The following is an 18,085-nucleotide window of genomic DNA, read 5'->3' as shown; positions in this document are numbered from 1 at the left end:
ATGAACGAGTACTACATCGCGAGTATACCGACCGGTGTGTTTACCTGGGGGCGACGGATGCACACGAGACGTTCGGAGGTCGGCGGATGCGACGCTCGTTCGCCCCGGTCCTGCTCGCCGCGGGCCTGGTGGTGATGTGGAGCTCGGGGTTCGTGGGGGCCGAACTCGGCACCCGGCACGCCCCCGCAGAGACCCTGCTGGCCTGGCGGTTCCTGGCGATCGCCGCCCCGCTGGCCGCCTGGGCCCTGTGGACCCACGTGCGGTCGCGGGACACACGGCCGCCGGAGCCCGACCCGCGGACGGCCCTGCCGCCGGACGGGCGGCCGCAGGGTGAGGCGCCGGAGCCCCGCCCGCGGGACAGACGGCGGCCGGCCACCGGGACGGGCACAGAACCGCCACCGGACGCGCGACTACGGGGTGGGTCACCGGAACCCCGCCCGCAGGACGCGCGGCCGCGGGCCGCCGGGCCGGGCGCCGGACCGCAGACGGAGCCCCGCCCGCGCGGCGGACGACCCCGGGGCGAACAGGTGCGCGGCGCCCGGTCCGTGGCCGGGCGGATGACCGGGCGGGACGTGGCCGGGCACGCCGCCGTGGGGGCACTCGCCCAGGCCGGGTACCTGTACGGGGTGTTCGCCGCGGCCGGGGCGGGGGTGGCCGCCGGGACGGTCGCGCTGATCGCGGCGCTGCAACCGCTGGTGGCGACGGCCCTGGCGGTACCGCTGCTCGGGGAGCGGGTCCGGCCCCGGCAGGTCGCCGGGCTGGCGCTGGGCCTGGCCGGGGTGGGCCTGGTGGTGGGCGCCGACCTGCGCACGCCCGGCGCCGCTCCCTGGTGGGGGTACGCGCTGCCGGTGGGGGCGATGCTGTCGCTGGTGGCGGCGACCCTGCTGGAGCGGCGGCTGCGGCCGGGCGGGTCGGCGGTGCAGGCGCTGGCCGTGCAGTGCGGGGTGAGCGCCGTCCTGTTCACCGCCCTGGCGGCGGGGACGGGGAGGCTGGCCCCGCCCGCCGACCCCGGGTTCTGGGCGGCGGTGGCCTGGGTGGTGGTGCTGTCGACCGTCGGCGGCTACGGCCTGTACTGGGCGGCCCTGGCGCGGTTCGGGGTGGCCCGGGTGTCGGCGCTGCTGTACCTGACGCCGCCGACGACCCTGCTGTGGTCACTGCTGATGTTCGGCGACCCGGTCGGCGCGGCCGCCCTGGCGGGCCTGGCCGTGTGCGCGGCGGCGGTCGCCCTGGTGGCGGGTTCCGGCCGCGGTACCGGCGGCACCGGCCGTGCCCGGCCCGCGGCGCTCAGGCGGGCGAGCGCTCACGCAGGTCACCGGGGTCCTCCGAGGCCGGGGCCGCGGTGACACCCGGTCCGGACGACTCCTCGATGCTCTCCAGCATCTCCCGGGTCTCGTCGTCCTCCTCCAGCTCCGCGGCGTCGTGGACGTCCGGGACGACCGCGGTGCACACGATCTCCACCAGCGCGTCGGGGTCCATCAGGTCGGTCACCCCGAGCACCGTCATCGGCGGGTAGTGGCGGCCCATGTGGCGGCGGTACACTGACCCGATGGTGTTGCTGCTGACCCGGTACGAGCGCATGGCGGTGGTGTAGATGCGCATGTCCACCACGTGCGCGGGTTCGGCCCCGGCGGCGCGCAGCGCCTCCACCACGTTGCCGAGCGCGCGGTCGAACTGCTGGACCACGCCGTCCCCGGTCACCACCCCGTCGGAGCGGCGGGCGGTCTGGCCGCCGATGTAAATGACCCGGCCCGGTGTCACCACCAGGGCGTGGGCGTACCCCACGGGGTCGGCGAGGGTCAGCGGATTGACGATCTGGTGCGGTGTGCGGTCCACCGGCGGGGCCCTTCCGGTCACGGGTCGGCCCACCGGCCGCGTTCGGGCGGGCTCCCCCACTGGGGGTGGCTCGGACGGGCGGCTACGATGAGCACATGTCGATCACTTTCCTGCTGTCCGCGTTCGCCCTCGTCGCGGTGCTCGCGCTGTTCGCCGCCATCTTCATCGGCGGCATCGTCTACGTCGTGCGCATGAAGCGCCAGGGCACCGAGGCCACCCTGCTGGGCGCGCGCAAGCGCCGCGAGCTGCGGCAGGGCTAGGGCCGCGGGGCGGCGGCGGTCAGTCGCCGTCGAACTCGTCGGGGTCGGGGCCGGTCCTGGTCCCGTTGTCGAGCGCGGCGATGCGGTCCATCTCCTGGTCGGTGAGCTCGAAGTCGAAGATGTCGAAGTTCGCGCGGATGCGCTCGGGCGTCGCCGACTTGGGGATGACCACGTTGCCGAGCTGGATGTGCCAGCGCAGCACCACCTGGGCGGGCGTGCGCTCGTGGTCCTCGGCGATCCCGATGATGGTGTCGTCGGTGAGCAGGCGCCCGTGCGCGAGCGGGCTCCACGCCTCGGTCACGATGCCGTTGGCGCGGTCGAACTCGCGCAGCCGCGACTGCGACAGCAGCGGGTGCAGCTCGATCTGGTTGACCATGGGCGTGATGCCGCCCTCCTCCATGACCCGCTCCAGGTGCGGGACCTGGAAGTTGGACACCCCGATGGCGCGGGCCCGGCCCTCGGCGTACAGGTGCTCCAGCGCCTTCCAGCTCGGAACGTAGAGGTCGCGGGCGGGCAGCGGCCAGTGGATCAGGAACAGGTCCAGGGTCTCCAGGCCCAGGCGTTCCAGGCTGGCGTCGAAGGCCCGCAGGGTGGCGTCGAAACCCTGGTCGGGGTTGGCGAGCTTGGACGTGACGAACAGGTCCTCGCGCTCGATGCCCGAACGCCGCAGCGCCTCGCCCACACCGCGTTCGTTGCCGTAGGCGGCCGCGGTGTCGATACTGCGGTAGCCGGCCTCCAGCGCCGTGGTGACCACGTCGACCACCCGGTCGTCGGGTACCTGCCACACGCCCAGGCCCAGCTGCGGTATGCGCAGCCCGTTGTTGAGCGTGAGCTCGGGAACCGTCATCGTCCTCATCGCCGTCATCCCCCGTCGGCCCACAACGCCCTCGCCGCCCGCCGAAGGGCCGTCGGCGGGCCCGCGGCCTCCCCCAGGCCGCACACTTGGCATACTGCCACGGCGGACCGGTCGCGCTCCGGTGGCTGCACCGCCGCCGTACGGGCTTTTTACCCGGGAGGCCGCTGATCGCACCGCCGATCCGGCGGAGAACGTCATCGAACGGCAGTGCCGGGCGCCCGAGATCCAAGCTCAGACGGCATGCAGGCGCCTTCCGAGAGGCGGCGGACCGCACCGGGCGGCGACAATGCACGGGTGTGCCCGGCGGTCCGCGGCCACGCGGGCAGGGCCCGCCGTGCCGACCGGCGGCGGGTCGCGGGCGTGCGGTACCGGCCGGTGGCGATGGGAGGGGCGGATGGGGCGGGAGCGGCGGGCCGCGGTGGGTGCGGAGCTGATGCGGGACCGTGCCGCGCTGGTGGAGCGGATCGTGGCCGAGGTGCACGCGGAGGTGCCCGCCTACCGGGCGCTGCACGGGTCGCAGCTGGCCGAGGTGCGGGCGATCACGGCGTGGCTGGTGACCCGTTCCCTGGAGCTGTGGGTGGCCGGCGCGAAACGGCTGACCGCGGAGGACGTGGAGCGGCTGCGCGGCATCGGCCGCAGCCGGGCGGCCGACGGCCGGTCGATCGGCGCGGTGGTGCGGGCGCACCGGGTGGGATCGGTGGCGGCGGTGCGGGCGGTGGCCGAGTACGCGGGCGACAGGCTCGACACCGCCGACGTGTTCGCTCTGAGCGAACTGTGGATGACCTCCATCGACCAGATCTCCGAGAGCCTGGCCGCCGGGCACGCCGAGACCGCCCGCCGGATGGACGCCGACCTGGAGCGGGCGCGGCGCGCCTTCCTGGACGACCTGCTCATCGGCCGCCAGGCCTCGCGCGGCGCCATCCGCGACCGGGCCCGCACCCTGGGCATCGCCCCGCCGGACCCGGGCGTGCTGGTGGTGGCCGAACCGGTCGGCGACGAGGGGCCGGTGACGGCGTCGAGCGCCCTGGAGCTGGCGGCCCGGGTGGAGCCCGCGGGCGGCGAGCCCCTGGTGACCACCCGGTCCGGGCGGGTGGTGCTGCTGCTGGCCCCCGACGACGCCGACCGGGCGGCGCGGGCGCTGGACGGCGGAACCTGGCGGGGCTGCGTCCCGGCGGCGCGGCCGCTGGCGGACGTGTCGGCGGCCTACCGGCTGGCCGACGGGGCGCTGGAGACGGCGCCGCCGCACGCGTTCGGGTCCGCCGGGTCCGGAGGATCCGGCGGGCCGGGCGGGCTGCTCGGCGAGGCCGACGCCTGTGTGCTGGCGCTGCTCAACGGCGGCCCGATCACCCCCGACGCGGTGCGCCGGGCGGTGCTGGGGCCGCTGCTGACCGAGTCGGGCGCGCACCTGCTGGAGACGCTGCGGGCGTACTTCCGGGAGGGTGCGGCGACCGTGGCCGCCGACGCCCTGCACATCCACGCCCAGACCCTGCGCTACCGGCTGCGCCGGGTGCGGGAGCTGACCGGGCACGACCCGCACCGGCCGTGGTCGCGGTTCGTGCTGGAGACGGCCTGCGCGATCGCCCCCTGACCGGGGGTCGGGGGTCACTCCAGGGGCCGCCCGATGACCTGGTCCCGGTAGGCCTGGAACTCCTCCCAGGATTCCCCGCCCCCCTCGTCGGAGAGGAACTCCCCGTCGGAGCAGTCGACGGCGCGGCAGTCCAACAGGTGGGCCAGGGAGAGGGCGGTGGACACGACGTCCCCGCCGCCGCGGATGTGGAGCATGATGCTCTCGACCGGGTCTTTCGTTCCCATGTTCAGTTCCATCGACCATCCGGACCGCTCGTCGCGGAGCAGGCCCCATGCGGGATCGGACAGGTCCGCACCGGGAAAGGCGGAGCGGATCCTGCCCAGGACCTCGGACACCGGGCCGATCGGCGAAACCTCGTAGTCATCGGGCAGGCCGGCGACGGACACGGCGTCGTTCGGAAAGCGCATCAGCAGGACGTCCCAGCTCACGGGGTCTCCTCGGTCCGGGGGTGGAGGTACGGGCCGACCGTAGCGGGCGGGTACGACGGACGGGCTCGGGCCGCTGCCCCGGTGGGGCGGCGGGTCGGCCGAGCGGGTGCGGCAAACCGAATCGGCCGGGGAGATCCCCGGTGGGCGGGTCCGGGCCGGTGGAGCGGGACCCGGTGGGGCGGGACTCGGTGGGGCGGCAGGGCGGGTGCGGCAGACCGGACCGGCCGGGGAGGTCCCCGATGAACGGGTCAGAGCCGGTGGGGCGGCAGGGCGGGTGCGGCAGACCGGATCGACCGGGGAGATCCCCGGCGGGCGGGTCCGGGCCGGGGACCCGGTGGGGCGGCGGGTCGGCCCAGCGGCCGGGCGAGTACGACGGGGCCGGTGTCCGGAAGCGGCCGTGGGCGCGGCACGTGGGTGGGTAGGAGTCAGGGGTCCCCGCAGCCGCACCCCGAAAGGCCCGGTATGTCCGCCTCCCCTCCACAGCTGCACGGCCCCGCGTTCGAGGCCGACCCGCACCCCGCCTACCGGTGGCTGCGCGAGCACTCCCCCGTGCACCGCGTGGACCTGCCCGGCGGGGCGTGGGCGTGGATCGTCACCCGGTACGACGACGCCAGGGCGGTGCTCGCCGACCCCGACATGCTCAAGAGCCCGCACGCCGGCAACGAGGTCTGGCGCAAGGCCGGGCTCGGGCTGCCCTACGACCACCGGCCCTCGCTGATGCTCAGCATGGTCAACGTGGACGCCCCCGACCACACCCGGCTGCGCAGGGCGGCGGGCGCGGCGTTCACCCCGCGGCGGGTGCGGACGCTGGTGGAGCGGGCCGAGCGCGTCACCGCCGGCCTGCTGGACCGGATCACCGCGGACGGCGCGGGCGAGGCCGACCTGGTGCGGGACCTGGCCTACCCGCTGCCCATCACGATCATCTGCGACATCCTGGGCGTGCCCGAGGCGGACCGGGCGGAGTTCCACCGGCAGGCCGCGGTCATCGACTCCTCCTCGTACGAGGAGATGGAGGCGATCGCCGCCACCACCGACTGGTTCGACTCCTACCTGGGCTCCCTGGTGGACACCCGGCTGGCCGCGCCCTCCGACGACCTGCTGGGCGACCTGGTGGAGGCGCACCGGCGCGGGGAGATGAGCCGCGACGAGGTCACCTCGGCCGCGTTCCTGCTGCTGGTGGCCGGGCACGAGACCACGGTGGCGCTCATCGGCAACCTGTTCCACCTGCTGCTGCGCCACCCGGAGCAGCTGGAGCGGCTGCGCGCCGACCGGGACCTGGTGGGCCCGGCCATCGAGGAGGCGCTGCGGATGGAGAGCCCCTTGCAGAACGCCACCTGGCGGTTCCCGCGCGAGGCGACCACCGTGGGCGGGGTGGAGCTGGCGGCGGGCGAGCCGGTCCTGGTGTCGCTGCTGGCGGCCGGGCGCGACCCGGCCCGGTACGCGAACCCCGACGCCTTCGTGCCCGAGCGGGGCGAGGCGCACCTGGCGTTCGGGCACGGCGCCCACTTCTGCATCGGGGCGCAGTTGGCCCGGATGGAGGCGCAGGTGGCGGTGAACGCGGTGCTGGACCGGCTGCCGGGGCTGTACCTCGCCGCCGACGGGGATCTGCGCTGGTGGCCGAGCATGATCATGCACGGGCTGTTCGCGCTGCCGGTCCGGTTCGACCCGGCCTGACCGGGCCCGGGGCCGAGGACCCAGGACCGAGGGCCGACCGCATCCGGGCCCTGCGCCCCTCCCCCGCGCCCGCTGGGCCCGGCAGGCTGGAGGTGGAGGGAACGGAAGGCGGGAAACCAAGAAGCACCGAAAACTTACCCCTGATTGGTCCGTTATGCGGGCTTCGCGGGGGGTAGTGGGCGGAGACTGGCAGGCGGGGTTCCGGCAGGCGCTCTCCGCCGCGAACACGAGTCACATCGACTGGAGGGGGACCAGAGGTGACGACCGCAGACAACAAGTCCGAGACCGCGCCCAAGCCCAGGAGCAGCCAGCCCTGGCTGCACCAGAAGGGCAAGGAGATCCAGGAGTTCGGCACGGTCCGCCAACTCCCGGTGGGGCTGTCCTACGACGCGCGCATGTACTCGTGTCAGCGGCTCAACCAGGTGCTGTGCGACACGCGGATCCTGCACGACCTCTACAAGAAGCACCACTGGCTGATGCGCGGCCAGACCTTCTACCAGCTGCACCTGCTCATGGACAAGCACGCCGAGGAGCAGCTGGAGCTCATCGACGCCCTCGCCGAGCGCGTCCAGACCCTGGGCGGTGTGGCGGTCGGCGACCCCCGGCACGTCGCGGAGATCACCAACATCCCGCGCCCGCCGAACGGGGTCGAGGAGGTCCCGGCGATGCTCTCGCGCCTGTTGGAGGCGCACGAGACCATCCTGGAGGAGGCGCACGACGCGGCGACCCGGGTGCAGGAGCTGGGCGACGACGGCACCAACGACCTGCTGGTGTCGGACGTCATCCGCAAGAACGAGCTGGAGGCGTGGTTCGTCGCCGAGCACCTGGTGGACACGCCGCTGGTGCACTCCTGACGGACCGGACGTGCGGGGCCGGGCGGTACGCCGCCCGGCCCCTTTCCGTGTGTCCCGGACCGGCGGGACCGGCCCGCGCCGACCCCGCGCGGCCGGGGTAGGTGCGGAGCGCCGCCCGAGTCTCCCGGTATCGGACCCGTGTGGCCGGTCGCGCGGGGCACCTCCACATAGCCGCCCCGGGCAAGGCGTCCCACGAACGCTCGGCATGGGCCCGCCGCCGCTCAGCGCGGAGCACCACCGCGGGGCCGCCCCGGGCGGGGCATCCCCATGAACGCCCGGCACGAAGTCCGCGGCCGGTCGGTGCGGAGCGCCGCGGGCCGCCCCGAACGGAGCCGGTGGGACCGCTCAGCGCAGGGTGAGGACGATCTTGCCGGTGGTCCGCCCCTCCCGGCTCAGCCGGTGGGCGTCGGCGGCCCGCTCCAGCGGGAAGGCCTCGGCGACCAGCGGACGCAGCAGGCCTTTGTCGGCCAGGTCGGCGATCCGTTCCAGGGCCGCGTGGTCGGGGGCGACCATGACGGTGGTGCCGCGCACCCCGCGGGCCGCGGCGGCCGCGGCGATCCCGGGCAGGGCGAAGGGGTTCTCCAGCCCGATGTAGAGGCCGCCCGGGCGCAGGACGCCCAGCGAACGCTCCAGGTAGTCGCCGCCGACCCCGTCCAGGACCACGTCCACCCCCGACACGGCCGCGGTGAAGTCGGTGCCCGTGTGGTCGACGAGTTCGTCGGCGCCCAGGGCGTACAGGGCGTCGTGCTTGGCGGCGCGGGCGGTGCCGATCACGTGGGCGCCGCGCGCCTTGGCGATCTGCACGGCCAGGTGGCCCACGCCCCCGGCGGCGGCGTGGACCAGGACCCGCTGCCCGGGTTCGACGCGGGCGGCGTCCACCAGCGCCTGCCAGGCGGTGAGGGCGGCCAGCGGCAGGGCGGCGGCGTTCACGTGGTCGAGCGCGGCCGGTTTGCGGGCGAAGTGCTGGGCGGGGGCGACGACCTCGTCGGCGTACGCGCCGGGGGTGTCGGGGAAGTTCGGCATCCCGTACACCTCGTCGCCCACGGCGAACCGGGTGACGCCGGGGGCGACGGCGGTGACCGTGCCCGAGACGTCCCAGCCCTGGCCGAAGGGGAGGGTGTACCAGTACCCGCTCTCGCGCATCTTCCAGTCGGTGGGGTTGACGCCGGCCGCGTGCACCCGGACCCGGACCTGGATCGGCCCGGGGTCGGGGACGGGCACCTCGACGAGGTCCAGGACCTCCGGTCCGCCCAGGGAGGTCTGGCGTACGGCGCGCATCTGCTCTGTCATGCCGCCAGGTTTCCAGCTACGGTATCCCCTGTACAGAAGGCACTTTCAAGAGCTGTAGGTACCCCGTGTATACCACCCCCGACCTGCGCGAACTCGGCGGAGCCAACGCCTACCTGCGCAGTTGCGCCTCGCGCAGCGCCCTGGACCTGCTGGCCAACAAGTGGGTGTGCCTGGTGGTGGGCGCGCTCGCCCCGGGCCCGATGCGGTTCGGCGCGCTGCGCCGCCTGCTGGACGGGATCACCCAGAAGATGCTCACCAAGACCCTGCGCGACCTGGAGCGGGCGGGGCTGGTGGACCGTGCCGTGTACCCCACGACGCCGCCGCAGGTGGAGTACTCGCTGACGCCGCTGGGCGAGAGCCTGGGCACGCTGATGGGAGCGATCCGCGGCTGGGCCGAGGAGCACATGGACGAGGTGGAGGCGGCCCGCGCCCGCTACGACGAACGCGCCGCCCGCCCGGTGGAGCCGCTGGCCCGGGAGGCCGCCCCGCCCCCGCAGCGGCGCTGAACGGTGGACCGAGGCCCCTCGTAGGGCGGACATGGCGTCCGAACAGTGAGCCGCCGGCCCGGGAGTCCACCTCGCCCCGGCGGCAGAACTGAGGCGGTGGGCCGCCCGCTGTCGCGGCACCGCTGGGCCACGGGGTTTGGCCCCCCGCACCCCGCCGTACGGCGGACATGCCGCCCGCCCCCGCCCGTGCAACCGCTGCCCGCGGACGCCCCGGCGGCCCGCCGCCGAGCGGGCCGCCGGGGCGGGAGGGCGTCAGCCCGCGACGGGCAGGGCGGCGGCGACGAGGTTGCGCTCCTTGCGGCCCAGGCCGCCGAAGATGAGGCGCAGCCCCTGGTCGCCCTCGGGGTGGGAGACCACGAAGGACGAGTTGAGGATGCGCTCCTTGACCGGTGTGCGGACCAGTCCGGCGCGCGGGATGGTCATCAGGTGCGCCCGGGGGCGGGAGAACATCGGGTCGGCCTGGAAGATGTACAGGTTGAGATCGGTCACCGCCAGGTACATGGGCGTGGGGACGGGGATCACGGCCATCCCGCCGCTCAGGGCCGCGGAGACGGCGGCGAACGCGGCCGTCCGGGCGACGGAGACGGAGCTCAGGTTGACGAGGGTCGTCACCTCGACCTGCTCCCCGGGGGCGAGCATGGGGTCGAGGGTTTCCAGCAGCAGGCGGCGGCGTCGGCCGTTCACGTGGGGTGCTCCAGGGGAGAGTGCCGGCCGGAGGGGTGTTCCCGCTCCGGCGTACGGGGATCCGGCCCGGAGCGCGGCCGGTCCCCGGGGAGCGGGCCGGGGTGCGGGACTGCGCGGGGTCCCGGGCACAGGGGATCACCAAAACACACTTTGACATACATAACGGACATCTTTCGCTGATCTCGGCGTTCTCTGCGTCACGCCCCGGGGGAAGCGCACCGCTAGATTGGTGGGCCCGCTTCCTCACGACCCCCTGGAGGACCACGTGCCCCGCATCGGCATCACCGGACACAGCGATCTCGGCGAAGAGACCACCGCCCTGGTGCGGCGGGCCCTGGACCGCGAACTGGCGGAGTTCGGCGGCGGCCCCGAGCTGGTCGGGGTGTCCTGCCTGGCCAAGGGGGCGGACCAGGTGTTCGCGGAGTCGGTGTGGGAGGCGCGCGGGACCCTGGAGGTGATCCTGCCGTCGGTCGACTACCGGGAGACCAAGGTGGCGGCGGAGGACCTGTACCGGTTCGACGGGCTGCTGATGCGCGCCGCGGCGGTGCGGTTCATGCCGTTCCGCACCGCGGGCGAGGAGGCGTACGAGGCGGCCAACACCGCGGTGCTGGCCCGGGTGGAGCGGCTGTTCGCGGTGTGGGACGGCAAACCCGGCACCGGGAAGGGCGGCACCGCCGACGCGGTGGCCAACGCCCGGCGGCACGGGGTCCCGGTGCACGTGGTCTGGCCCGAGGGCGCCGTCCGCGGCTAGCCGGGCGGGAGGCCGTCTGCGGGTGGCCCGCCGGACGGCCCGGCGGACGGCGGGGGACGCGGCCCGGCAGGCGTGCGACGAGGGCGGCGGCAAGCGGGCGGGCGGTCCGGTGGCCGGCGGGAGCGGCCCGGCAGGCGGCGGCAAACGGGCGGGCGGTCAGAGGCGGCGGACGGGCAGGCGGCGGCAGACGGGCGGCGGGCGGACAGCGGACGGGCGGTCAGGCCCAGCCCTGGGCGGTGGACACCAGCGAGATGTCGCGCAGGTGCACGCCCCGGGGCCGGTCGATCGTGTACAGGACCACCTCGGCGACGTCGGCGGGCAGCAGCGCGTTCTCCCGGAACCGCCGGTAGTCGGCGTCCAGGGGGCTGTACTCGATGGACTCGGTCATCGGCGAGACCACGTAGCCCACGTGCAGGTTCCGCACCCGGATCCCCGTCTTGTGGCATTCGATGTGGAGCTGGTCGGCGAAGGACTCCAGGGCCGCCGCGGCGGCGCTGAAGACGACGGATCCGGCGAACGCGATGCCGGAGGAGATCGCGCCGACGACCACCACGTCCACCGGCCGGTCGGTCTCCTGGGCGGTGCGCACCAGCCCGGGGATCAGTCCCCGGACGACCGCGATGGCGCTGGTGGCGTTGTTGGTGAAGTTGCGGGTCCAGAAGTCGGCGTCGCGTTCCTTGAAACCGGCGAAGGCGGCGTCCCCCGCGCTGAGCACCAGAGTGTCCAGGCCCGGGTTCTCCTCGACGATCCGGGCGGTCAGCGCCCGGGTCGCCGCCTCCTCGGCGAGGTCCTGGCGGTGGGCGGTGAGGCGTGCGCGCTCCACCTCCAGCGGGGCCCGGTCCACCGCGATCACCCGGTCTCCGCGGGCCAGCAGGGCGTCGGTGACCGCCGCCCCGATGCCCGAGGCGGCGCCGGTCACGACCGCCGTGCGGGATGCGTTCATGCCGTCCTGCCTTCCGTGGCCGGGCCCTGGGACCCGCGGGTCTCCTCCAGGGCCCGGACCAGCCCGTCGGTGTCCACCGGCCCCGTGTACAGCACGCCGTTGACGAAGAACCTGGGCACCGTGGCCAGGCCCATCGACCGCGCGTCCATGTCGTCGTCGTCCACCCGCGCCCGCCACTGGCCGCGGCGCAGGTCCTCCTCCATCCGCGCCCGGTTGGCGCCCACGATCACGGCGGCGCGGCGGATCTCGCGCAGGTCGACCGTGGCGTCGATGCAGGCCCGGTCGAGCTCCCCGCGCATCGCCCAGAACAGGTTCGGGGACTGGGCGGCGACCGCCTCGATGGCCTGTGCCGCCTGGTAGGCGATGAGGTCGCCCAGGGTGTTGTGCCGGAACACGTAGGAGACGGAGTCGCCCAACTGTTCCAGGACCTCGCCGACCACCTCCGAACCCATGGCGCCGGCCGGGTCGCCGAAGCGGCCGTACTCCACCAGGGTCATGGGGGCGCCCGGGTCGCCCGCGATGTGGTCGCGTCCGGGGTCCACCGGCCGGGACAGCCGCACCCGGTCCGGGGCGTGCGCGGCGTCGTAGCGGGCGGTGAGCGCCAGCGCGGCCATCCCCAGCAGGCCCGCGATCAGGGAGGCCGTGAGCACGCCGATGCGCGCGTCCGACTGGGCCGCCGGGTCGTCCAGGGCGAGGTCGACGATGAACAGGGAGATCGTGAAGCCGATGCCGGTGAGCATCGCGCCCGAGGCGACGTGGCGGATGTGCACGCTGGAGGACAGCTCCCCCAGGCGCAACCGGGTGGCCAGGACGGTGGCGCCCAGCACGCCGACGAACTTGCCGACCACCAGGCCCAGGATGATGCCCCAGGTCAGCGGGGAGGTGAAGGCGCGGGCCAGGGACTCGCCGGTGATGAGGACCCCGGCGTTGGCCAGGGCGAACACCGGGACCACGAAGAACGCCACCACCGGGCCCAGACCCAGCTGGAACCGGTCGTTGACCGACACCGAGCTGAGCACCCCGTCGGCGGCGTCGCGCCCGGTGCGCGCCTGCGGGGTGCGGCGGAACACCTGGGTGAGCTCCTCGGCCCGGCGGATGCTCTCCCGGGTGGGCGGGTAGACGGGCAGCAGCAGCCCCAGCAGCACCCCGGCGATGGTGGCGTGCACACCCGAGACCAGGACCGCCAGCCACAGCACCGCGCCGACCAGGACATAGGTGCGGGCGCGCCAGGCGCGCATCCGCTGGACCAGGTAGACGACCCCGCAGACGACGGCGGCGCCGATGAACCCGGCCGCGTTCAGGGTGTCGGTGTAGACGAACGCGATGACCAGCAGGGCGCCGACGTCGTCGACGACCGCCAGCGCCACCAGGAACGCGCGCAGCTGGACCGGGACGCGGTCGCCGAACACCGCGAGCAGCCCGATGACGAACGCGGTGTCGGTGGAGATGACGATGCCCCAGGCGTGGGCGACCGGGCCCGGGGCGTTGAGCAGCAGGAACAGCAGCGCCGGGACGACCAGCCCGGCGACCGCGGCGATGACCGGGACGCTGGCCCGCCGCCACTGGCGCAGCTCGCCCATGACGAAGTCGCGTTTGACCTCCAGGCTGACCATGAGGAAGAAGAGGGCCATCAGGCCGTCGTTCACCCAGTGCTGGAGGCTCAGGTCGAGTTCCATGGCGCCCAGGGTGACGGTGAGGTGGGTGTGCCAGAAGTCGTCGTAGGTGGTGCCGCCGAGGTTGGCCCAGAGCAGGGCGAGGAGGGTGGCGGCGAGCAGTAGTAGCGCGCCGAGGATGTCGTCGCCGGGCAGGGCGGCGCGCAGGCGGCGCAGGCGTTGGGGGAAGCGTTCGATGGCTTCGGCCAGCCTGGTCAGCCCGGTCAGCGCGGTCGTCCTGGTCGCGCCGGTTCCCCCGGTCGGCCCGGATGCCCTGCTCGCCCCGGGTGCCCCGTTCGCCCCGGTCACAGGGTCTCCGTGGGGCTGATGGTGACCTCGGCGAGGTTGACCCGGGCCGGGAGCCCCGTCATGAACATGAGCAGGTCCGCGACGTGTTCGGTGGGGACCAGCGACACCTCGCCGCGCAGGCGGCCGTGGATGGCGGCGGACGCGGGGGAGGCGGAGGGGCTCGTGCCCGCAGCGGATTCGGTGAAGTAGGGGGCCACGTAGTGGACGCGCACGCCGCGTTCACCGAACTCGGCGCGCAGGTGGCGGGAGAGCTGGACGATGGCGGTGGCGATGGCGGAGAAGACCGCGTAGTCGCGCTGGCGGTTGAGGGCGTGGGCGGAGCCCATGAGGACCAGGTCGGCCTTCCAGCCCTGCCGGGCCGTGGACAGCAGGTCGTCCGAGAAGGTCTGCGCGGTCTGGAGGAGGGCCTTGATGTTGGTCTCCAGCATGGCGTTCCACTCGGCGGGGATGGCCTCCTCGAAGGGGGCGGCGCTGAGGACGCCCGCGCCGACCACGACGAGGTCGGGCGGTCCGAACTTCTCAAGGACGGCGTCCCGGGCCTCGACGAGGTCGAAGGGGTCGGTGACGTCGGTGCGGTGGAAGCAGGTGTTCTCCTCCTCGCCGACGTGGGCGCGCAGGGCGCGCAGGCGCTGCTCGTTGAGGTCGAGCATGGCGGTGCGGGTGCCGTGGGCGACCAGGGCTTCGCAGACCGCCCGGCCGACGGCGCCCGTGGCGCCGGTGACGACGGCGACGCGCTGACCGCGCGGTCCGGGGTCGGTGGCAGGGCTCATGGGACCGGTCCCCTCGTGCGGCTCCGATGCGGCCCGGCCGGGCCGCGGTGGTCCTCGGTTCAGTCTCACAGCCGGGCGGGGGCGGGGGGCGCAACGACACGTGGGGGCGGTGCCGGGCGGGGCGGAGGCGGGGGCGAAGGCAGGGGCGGGGCGGAGGCGGGGGTGCAGCGAACACGTGCGGGGCGGTTCCCGGGAGGCGCTCACCGTGTCCTCAGGATTCTCTCAGTGCGAGCCCGTACCTTGCGGTCGAGGAGGCCCCGGAGGGCGGGGCCGTGACGGACGGGGGACGCATGAGGGGACACAGGGACGGGGAACCCACGAACGGGGACGTGTTCCGGGGGCCGGTGGTCGACCGGCGGCGGGCGATCGCGCTGGGGGGCGGGGCCGTCGCCGCGGGGGTGGCGGGGGCTACCGGGGTGGCGGGATGCGCGGCCGACACGGCCGGGGGCGGCTCGGGCGCGGCGGCCACCCCGTCGCCGAGTGCTTCGGAGGGGGTGTGCGTGCTGTCGCCGGAGGTCACCGAGGGGCCGTACTACCTGGACGGGCAGCTGGTCCGGGAGGACATCACCGAGGGTAAGCAGGGGTTCCCGCTGGCGCTGGCGATCACGGTGGTGGACTTCGAGAACGGGTGCACGCCGCTGACCGGCGAGGGGGTGGCGGTGGAGATCTGGCACTGCGACGCCTGGGGCTACTACTCGGGGTACACGGAGGCGAGCCCGGGCGGGCAGGTGCCGGCGGAGGACGGGGAGGGCGACGAGCAGTCGTTCCTGCGCGGGATCCAGCCGGTGGACGGGGAGGGGACGGCGCGGTTCACCACGATCGTGCCGGGGTGGTACAGCCCGCGGGTGACGCACGTGCACCTCAAGGTGCACACGGAGGGGGAGATCGACACCACCTACGAGGGCGGGACGACGGTGCACACGGGGCAGCTGCTGTTCGCCGACGCGTTCTGTGCGGAGGTGGCGGAGCGGGAGCCGTACTCCGAGCACGTGCTGGAGCTGACGCCGGTCGAGGAGGACCAGGTGTTCCAGGAGGCGCAGGCGGTGGAGGGCGAACCGGACAGCATGGTGGTCACGCCGGTGCCGGTGACGGAGGGGACGCCGGAGGACGGGTACACGCTGACGGTGGTGGTGGGCGTGACCATGGACGCGTCGGCGGGTGGGGGCGGTGGGGCCCCTGGTGGCGAAGGGGGCGAGGGCGGCGGCGGGACGCCGCCGGAGGGCGGCCCTGGGGGTGGGGAGCCGCCGCAGGGCGGGACTCCGCCCGAGGGTGGCACTCCCCCGTCCCCGCCGGAACAGTGACGAGGTGCGTCCGGGGACGCCGGGGCGCCCGTCAGGGTCGGACGTGCCCGGCGGACGCCGGGCCCCGGCGGTGCCCCGCCTCGCGGGCTCGGCGGCGGCACACGGCGGGCCCCGGTGATCTCTCGCATGACGCCCGGTGATGGTCGGTGTGCGTTCGAACGCCCTGGTGCGGGAGGCCCGACGAGAGACGGTCCAGCGACCACGGCCCTGCGGGCCGAACGCGCCTCAGGTCAGGACCAGCCACTGCCGGCCGTCGATCAGCTCGCGGACGGTGTCCAGGTGCCCGGCGTGGAAGGCGGTCTCGGTGATGACGTGCAGCAGTACGTCCCGGAGGGTGTGCAGGTGCGGGTCGCCGAAGAGGTGCTGCGGCCACCAGACCAAAGGCGCGTCGGGGGGTGTGGCGGCGATGACGGCGTCGGCGAGCGCGGTTTCGGCGCGGTAGCGGTCCAGGACCTCGGCTGGCGGGACGCCGGGGTCCACCCGCCAGGCGTCGGCGGTGTCGTTCAAGGCGGCGATGACGTCCGGGTCGCCGGTGAGGACGGCGCGGAACCAGAAGCGTTCGACGTCCAACGCCAGGTGCTGGACCAGCCCCAGGCAGGTCCAGCCCGAGGGCAGCACCGGCCGGTGCAGGTCGGCGGCCGACAGGCCGTCGAGCGCGGCGAGGACGTGGCCGCGCTGTCGGGTGAGGGCGGTGAGGAGAGCGCGGGTCTCGGGGTCGGCGGGAAGCGTCATGGCGGGGTCTCCCGGGGGTGTCGGCGCGGTGCGGCCGACGCTACCCCGCGGGGCCGACAGCCCGGCAGCCCCTTCACCGACCGCACCGGCCACTCCGCCGCCCGGAGCACACGTGGACGCCGGGTGCCGCCGATGGTCATGGAACGAGAGCGCCCCAGCGGTGGACATGCGGCGGTGATCCGCCGGTAGCGGCCACGCCCGTCAAGGCAGGCCGGAACCGTGGTCCGGTGATCGGACCACGGCCTACCGGACCCGGTTCAGCTCGCCATCTCGGTGCGGGACGACCACTCGTAGACGGAGACCGGCCCCTCCGAGGTGTCGGCTCGCCTCTGCGTCGGGATGAAGTGCTCGTACCCGTTGCGGAACGGCAGCTTGAGCTCGTCACCGGGTCGGTCGACGGACACGATCTGCTCGTTGAGCTCCTCGGGGCCGCCTTCGAGCATTGCCTTGCCTTCGGTACCCATAACCGCAGGTTCTCACGGCGCACCGACCTTGACCAGGGGCGACACCCGCCTGTGGACGAACGGGCCACGGCCCGCGCCGCCGGCACACCGCCTCCCCTCCGGGTCATCGCGTTGGACGACCGTCAGCCGAGGCCATCCGGAACGATGCGGAGTTTCTCCGCGATGCGCGCGAGGGCCTTCTGGTCGGTCGCGTTGAGCGAGTCCAGGACGATGCTGCGCACGGAGCGCAGATGGGTGGGTGCCGCCTGGTGCACGATGTCGAAGCCGACGTCGGTGAGTTCGGCGAGGGTGTAGCGGCCGTCGGAGGGGTCGGGGGTGCGTACGACCCAGCCGCGCTGTTCACAGCGTTTGACGACGTTGGACAGGCGGGAGAGGGATCCGCTGGCGAGGAAGGCGAGCTCGCCCATGCGCAGTTTGCGCTGTGGGGCCTCGGAGAGGTGGCTGAGCACGAGGTACTCGAACAGGGTGAGGCCGTTCTCCTGCCGCAGCGGCGACTCCAGCTTGCTCGGCAGCAGTAGGACGAGGGAGATCAGCCCCGTCCACGCCGCTTTCTCCTGCTCGTCGAGCCACCGCAGCTCGCCGTCATCCCCGTGCTCGCCCGTGCCGCTCACTGGCTCTTCCGCACTGCTCATGGACCTTCCCATCCTTCCGCCGGAGACCGTCATCACTTGACGCTTGAAGTCATCACTTGCTAGTTTAACTTTACGCGTGAACTCACCAAAGAGGAAACGCACCCCAGGGAGAGGGAGCACCATGAGCACCGTTACCTTCGGCGTCACCCCGGGCTTCGGCGAGAAGCTGCACGCGGCCCTCGGCTACAGCGGGGCCGTCCGCGTCGGCGACCGTGTCGAGATCTCCGGCCAGGCCGGGGTGGATGACGACCTGGTCATCCCCGACTCGCTGGAAGAGGAGATCGTCCAGGCCTTCGACAACGTGGAGCGCACACTCGCCACGGTCGGCGCGACCTGGAAGGACGTCATCCACGTGAACTCGTACCACAAGGTCGCGCCGGGCGATGACGTCATCGGTGAGGACCACAACGCGGTCATGGCCGAGCAGTTCCGCCGCCGCCTCGGCGGCCGCGCGCCGATCTGGACCGAGACCGGCGTCACGGTCCTCGGCCTCGCCGCCATGCGCGTGGAGATCCGCGTCACCGCCATCGTCGGCTCCGGCAACTGAGCCACCGCCGG

Annotated in this window: 20 protein-coding genes; 9 read left to right on the top strand and 11 right to left on the bottom strand. The window is 74.1% G+C overall.

Annotated features, from left to right (window positions below; translation table 11 throughout):
* Window positions 1-86 precede the first annotated feature (86 nt).
* Window positions 87-1,343: a DMT family transporter gene (locus ACJOT3_RS05345; RefSeq protein WP_406969396.1), complete on the top strand. Its 1,257-nt coding sequence runs from the start codon at window positions 87-89 to the stop codon at window positions 1,341-1,343.
* Here ACJOT3_RS05345 and ACJOT3_RS05340 read toward each other — a convergent pair.
* Window positions 1,285-1,833 (bottom strand): RidA family protein, encoded by a 549-nt coding sequence (locus tag ACJOT3_RS05340; RefSeq protein ID WP_406969393.1) that lies wholly within the window; start codon window positions 1,831-1,833, stop codon window positions 1,285-1,287. The genes ACJOT3_RS05345 and ACJOT3_RS05340 overlap by 59 nt on opposite strands.
* A 95-nt stretch (window positions 1,834-1,928) precedes the next feature.
* Here ACJOT3_RS05340 and ACJOT3_RS05335 point away from each other — a divergent pair, with 95 nt between their 5' ends.
* Complete coding sequence (locus ACJOT3_RS05335; RefSeq protein ID WP_406969391.1) at window positions 1,929-2,093, top strand: hypothetical protein; 165 nt, start codon at window positions 1,929-1,931, stop codon at window positions 2,091-2,093.
* A gap of 19 nt (window positions 2,094-2,112) precedes the next feature.
* Here the strand turns inward: ACJOT3_RS05335 and ACJOT3_RS05330 are convergent, their stop codons facing one another.
* Window positions 2,113-2,940, bottom strand: coding sequence for an aldo/keto reductase (locus ACJOT3_RS05330; RefSeq protein WP_406969389.1), 828 nt, complete (start codon window positions 2,938-2,940; stop codon window positions 2,113-2,115).
* 403 nt (window positions 2,941-3,343) lie between these two features.
* Here ACJOT3_RS05330 and ACJOT3_RS05325 point away from each other — a divergent pair, with 403 nt between their 5' ends.
* Window positions 3,344-4,537, top strand: a complete 1,194-nt coding sequence (locus tag ACJOT3_RS05325) for a PucR family transcriptional regulator (protein ID WP_406969387.1) — start codon at window positions 3,344-3,346, stop codon at window positions 4,535-4,537.
* 14 nt (window positions 4,538-4,551) lie between these two features.
* Here ACJOT3_RS05325 and ACJOT3_RS05320 read toward each other — a convergent pair whose 3' ends face one another.
* A complete protein-coding gene (locus tag ACJOT3_RS05320; RefSeq protein WP_406969385.1) occupies window positions 4,552-4,965 on the bottom strand; it encodes a hypothetical protein in 414 nt (137 codons plus the stop codon).
* A 462-nt stretch (window positions 4,966-5,427) separates the two neighbouring features.
* On the opposite strand from ACJOT3_RS05320, the gene ACJOT3_RS05315 reads away from it, so the two are divergent.
* Entirely contained in the window at window positions 5,428-6,639 is a 1,212-nt protein-coding gene (locus ACJOT3_RS05315) for a cytochrome P450 family protein (protein ID WP_406969383.1), read from the top strand.
* A gap of 257 nt (window positions 6,640-6,896) precedes the next feature.
* A complete protein-coding gene (locus ACJOT3_RS05310) occupies window positions 6,897-7,493 on the top strand; it encodes a Dps family protein (protein ID WP_406969381.1) in 597 nt (198 codons plus the stop codon).
* A gap of 345 nt (window positions 7,494-7,838) precedes the next feature.
* On the opposite strand, the gene ACJOT3_RS05305 is transcribed toward ACJOT3_RS05310, so the two are convergent.
* Complete coding sequence (locus ACJOT3_RS05305) at window positions 7,839-8,783, bottom strand: NADP-dependent oxidoreductase (protein ID WP_406969379.1); 945 nt, start codon at window positions 8,781-8,783, stop codon at window positions 7,839-7,841.
* A 65-nt stretch (window positions 8,784-8,848) separates the two neighbouring features.
* Between ACJOT3_RS05305 and ACJOT3_RS05300 the strand changes: the two genes are divergently transcribed.
* Window positions 8,849-9,289 (top strand): winged helix-turn-helix transcriptional regulator, encoded by a 441-nt coding sequence (locus tag ACJOT3_RS05300; RefSeq protein WP_406969377.1) that lies wholly within the window; start codon window positions 8,849-8,851, stop codon window positions 9,287-9,289.
* A gap of 252 nt (window positions 9,290-9,541) precedes the next feature.
* On the opposite strand, the gene ACJOT3_RS05295 is transcribed toward ACJOT3_RS05300, so the two are convergent.
* A complete protein-coding gene (locus ACJOT3_RS05295) occupies window positions 9,542-9,973 on the bottom strand; it encodes a hypothetical protein (protein ID WP_406969375.1) in 432 nt (143 codons plus the stop codon).
* 265 nt (window positions 9,974-10,238) lie between these two features.
* On the opposite strand from ACJOT3_RS05295, the gene ACJOT3_RS05290 reads away from it, so the two are divergent.
* Window positions 10,239-10,724, top strand: a complete 486-nt coding sequence (locus ACJOT3_RS05290) for a hypothetical protein (RefSeq protein WP_406969430.1) — start codon at window positions 10,239-10,241, stop codon at window positions 10,722-10,724.
* 217 nt (window positions 10,725-10,941) lie between these two features.
* On the opposite strand, the gene ACJOT3_RS05285 is transcribed toward ACJOT3_RS05290, so the two are convergent.
* From ACJOT3_RS05285 to ACJOT3_RS05275, 3 genes are read right to left on the bottom strand one after another with little or no spacing between them, the layout of a single operon-like run.
* Window positions 10,942-11,667 (bottom strand): SDR family oxidoreductase, encoded by a 726-nt coding sequence (locus tag ACJOT3_RS05285; protein WP_406969372.1) that lies wholly within the window; start codon window positions 11,665-11,667, stop codon window positions 10,942-10,944.
* Window positions 11,664-13,628: a Na+/H+ antiporter NhaA gene (gene nhaA, locus ACJOT3_RS05280; RefSeq protein ID WP_406969370.1), complete on the bottom strand. Its 1,965-nt coding sequence runs from the start codon at window positions 13,626-13,628 to the stop codon at window positions 11,664-11,666. The genes ACJOT3_RS05285 and nhaA overlap by 4 nt, the downstream gene beginning before the upstream one ends.
* Window positions 13,625-14,398 (bottom strand): SDR family oxidoreductase, encoded by a 774-nt coding sequence (locus ACJOT3_RS05275; protein ID WP_406969368.1) that lies wholly within the window; start codon window positions 14,396-14,398, stop codon window positions 13,625-13,627. The genes nhaA and ACJOT3_RS05275 overlap by 4 nt, the downstream gene beginning before the upstream one ends.
* Window positions 14,399-14,688: 290 nt before the next feature.
* Here ACJOT3_RS05275 and ACJOT3_RS05270 point away from each other — a divergent pair, with 290 nt between their 5' ends.
* Entirely contained in the window at window positions 14,689-15,699 is a 1,011-nt protein-coding gene (locus ACJOT3_RS05270) for an intradiol ring-cleavage dioxygenase (protein WP_406969366.1), read from the top strand.
* Between the two features lie 225 nt (window positions 15,700-15,924).
* Here ACJOT3_RS05270 and ACJOT3_RS05265 read toward each other — a convergent pair whose 3' ends face one another.
* From ACJOT3_RS05265 to ACJOT3_RS05255, 3 genes are all read right to left on the bottom strand, one after another.
* Window positions 15,925-16,431 (bottom strand): DinB family protein, encoded by a 507-nt coding sequence (locus tag ACJOT3_RS05265; protein WP_406969364.1) that lies wholly within the window; start codon window positions 16,429-16,431, stop codon window positions 15,925-15,927.
* A 257-nt stretch (window positions 16,432-16,688) separates the two neighbouring features.
* Window positions 16,689-16,895 (bottom strand): DUF5988 family protein, encoded by a 207-nt coding sequence (locus tag ACJOT3_RS05260; protein WP_406969362.1) that lies wholly within the window; start codon window positions 16,893-16,895, stop codon window positions 16,689-16,691.
* A 122-nt stretch (window positions 16,896-17,017) separates the two neighbouring features.
* Window positions 17,018-17,527 (bottom strand): MarR family winged helix-turn-helix transcriptional regulator, encoded by a 510-nt coding sequence (locus tag ACJOT3_RS05255; protein WP_406969360.1) that lies wholly within the window; start codon window positions 17,525-17,527, stop codon window positions 17,018-17,020.
* Between the two features lie 121 nt (window positions 17,528-17,648).
* Between ACJOT3_RS05255 and ACJOT3_RS05250 the strand changes: the two genes are divergently transcribed.
* A complete protein-coding gene (locus ACJOT3_RS05250) occupies window positions 17,649-18,074 on the top strand; it encodes a Rid family hydrolase (RefSeq protein WP_406969358.1) in 426 nt (141 codons plus the stop codon).
* The last annotated feature ends 11 nt before the right edge of the window (window positions 18,075-18,085 follow it).

This window comes from Nocardiopsis protaetiae, assembly GCF_045446735.1.
Lineage (GTDB): Bacteria > Actinomycetota > Actinomycetes > Streptosporangiales > Streptosporangiaceae > Nocardiopsis > Nocardiopsis protaetiae.
This window is presented reverse-complemented; position numbering and strand designations above follow the sequence as displayed.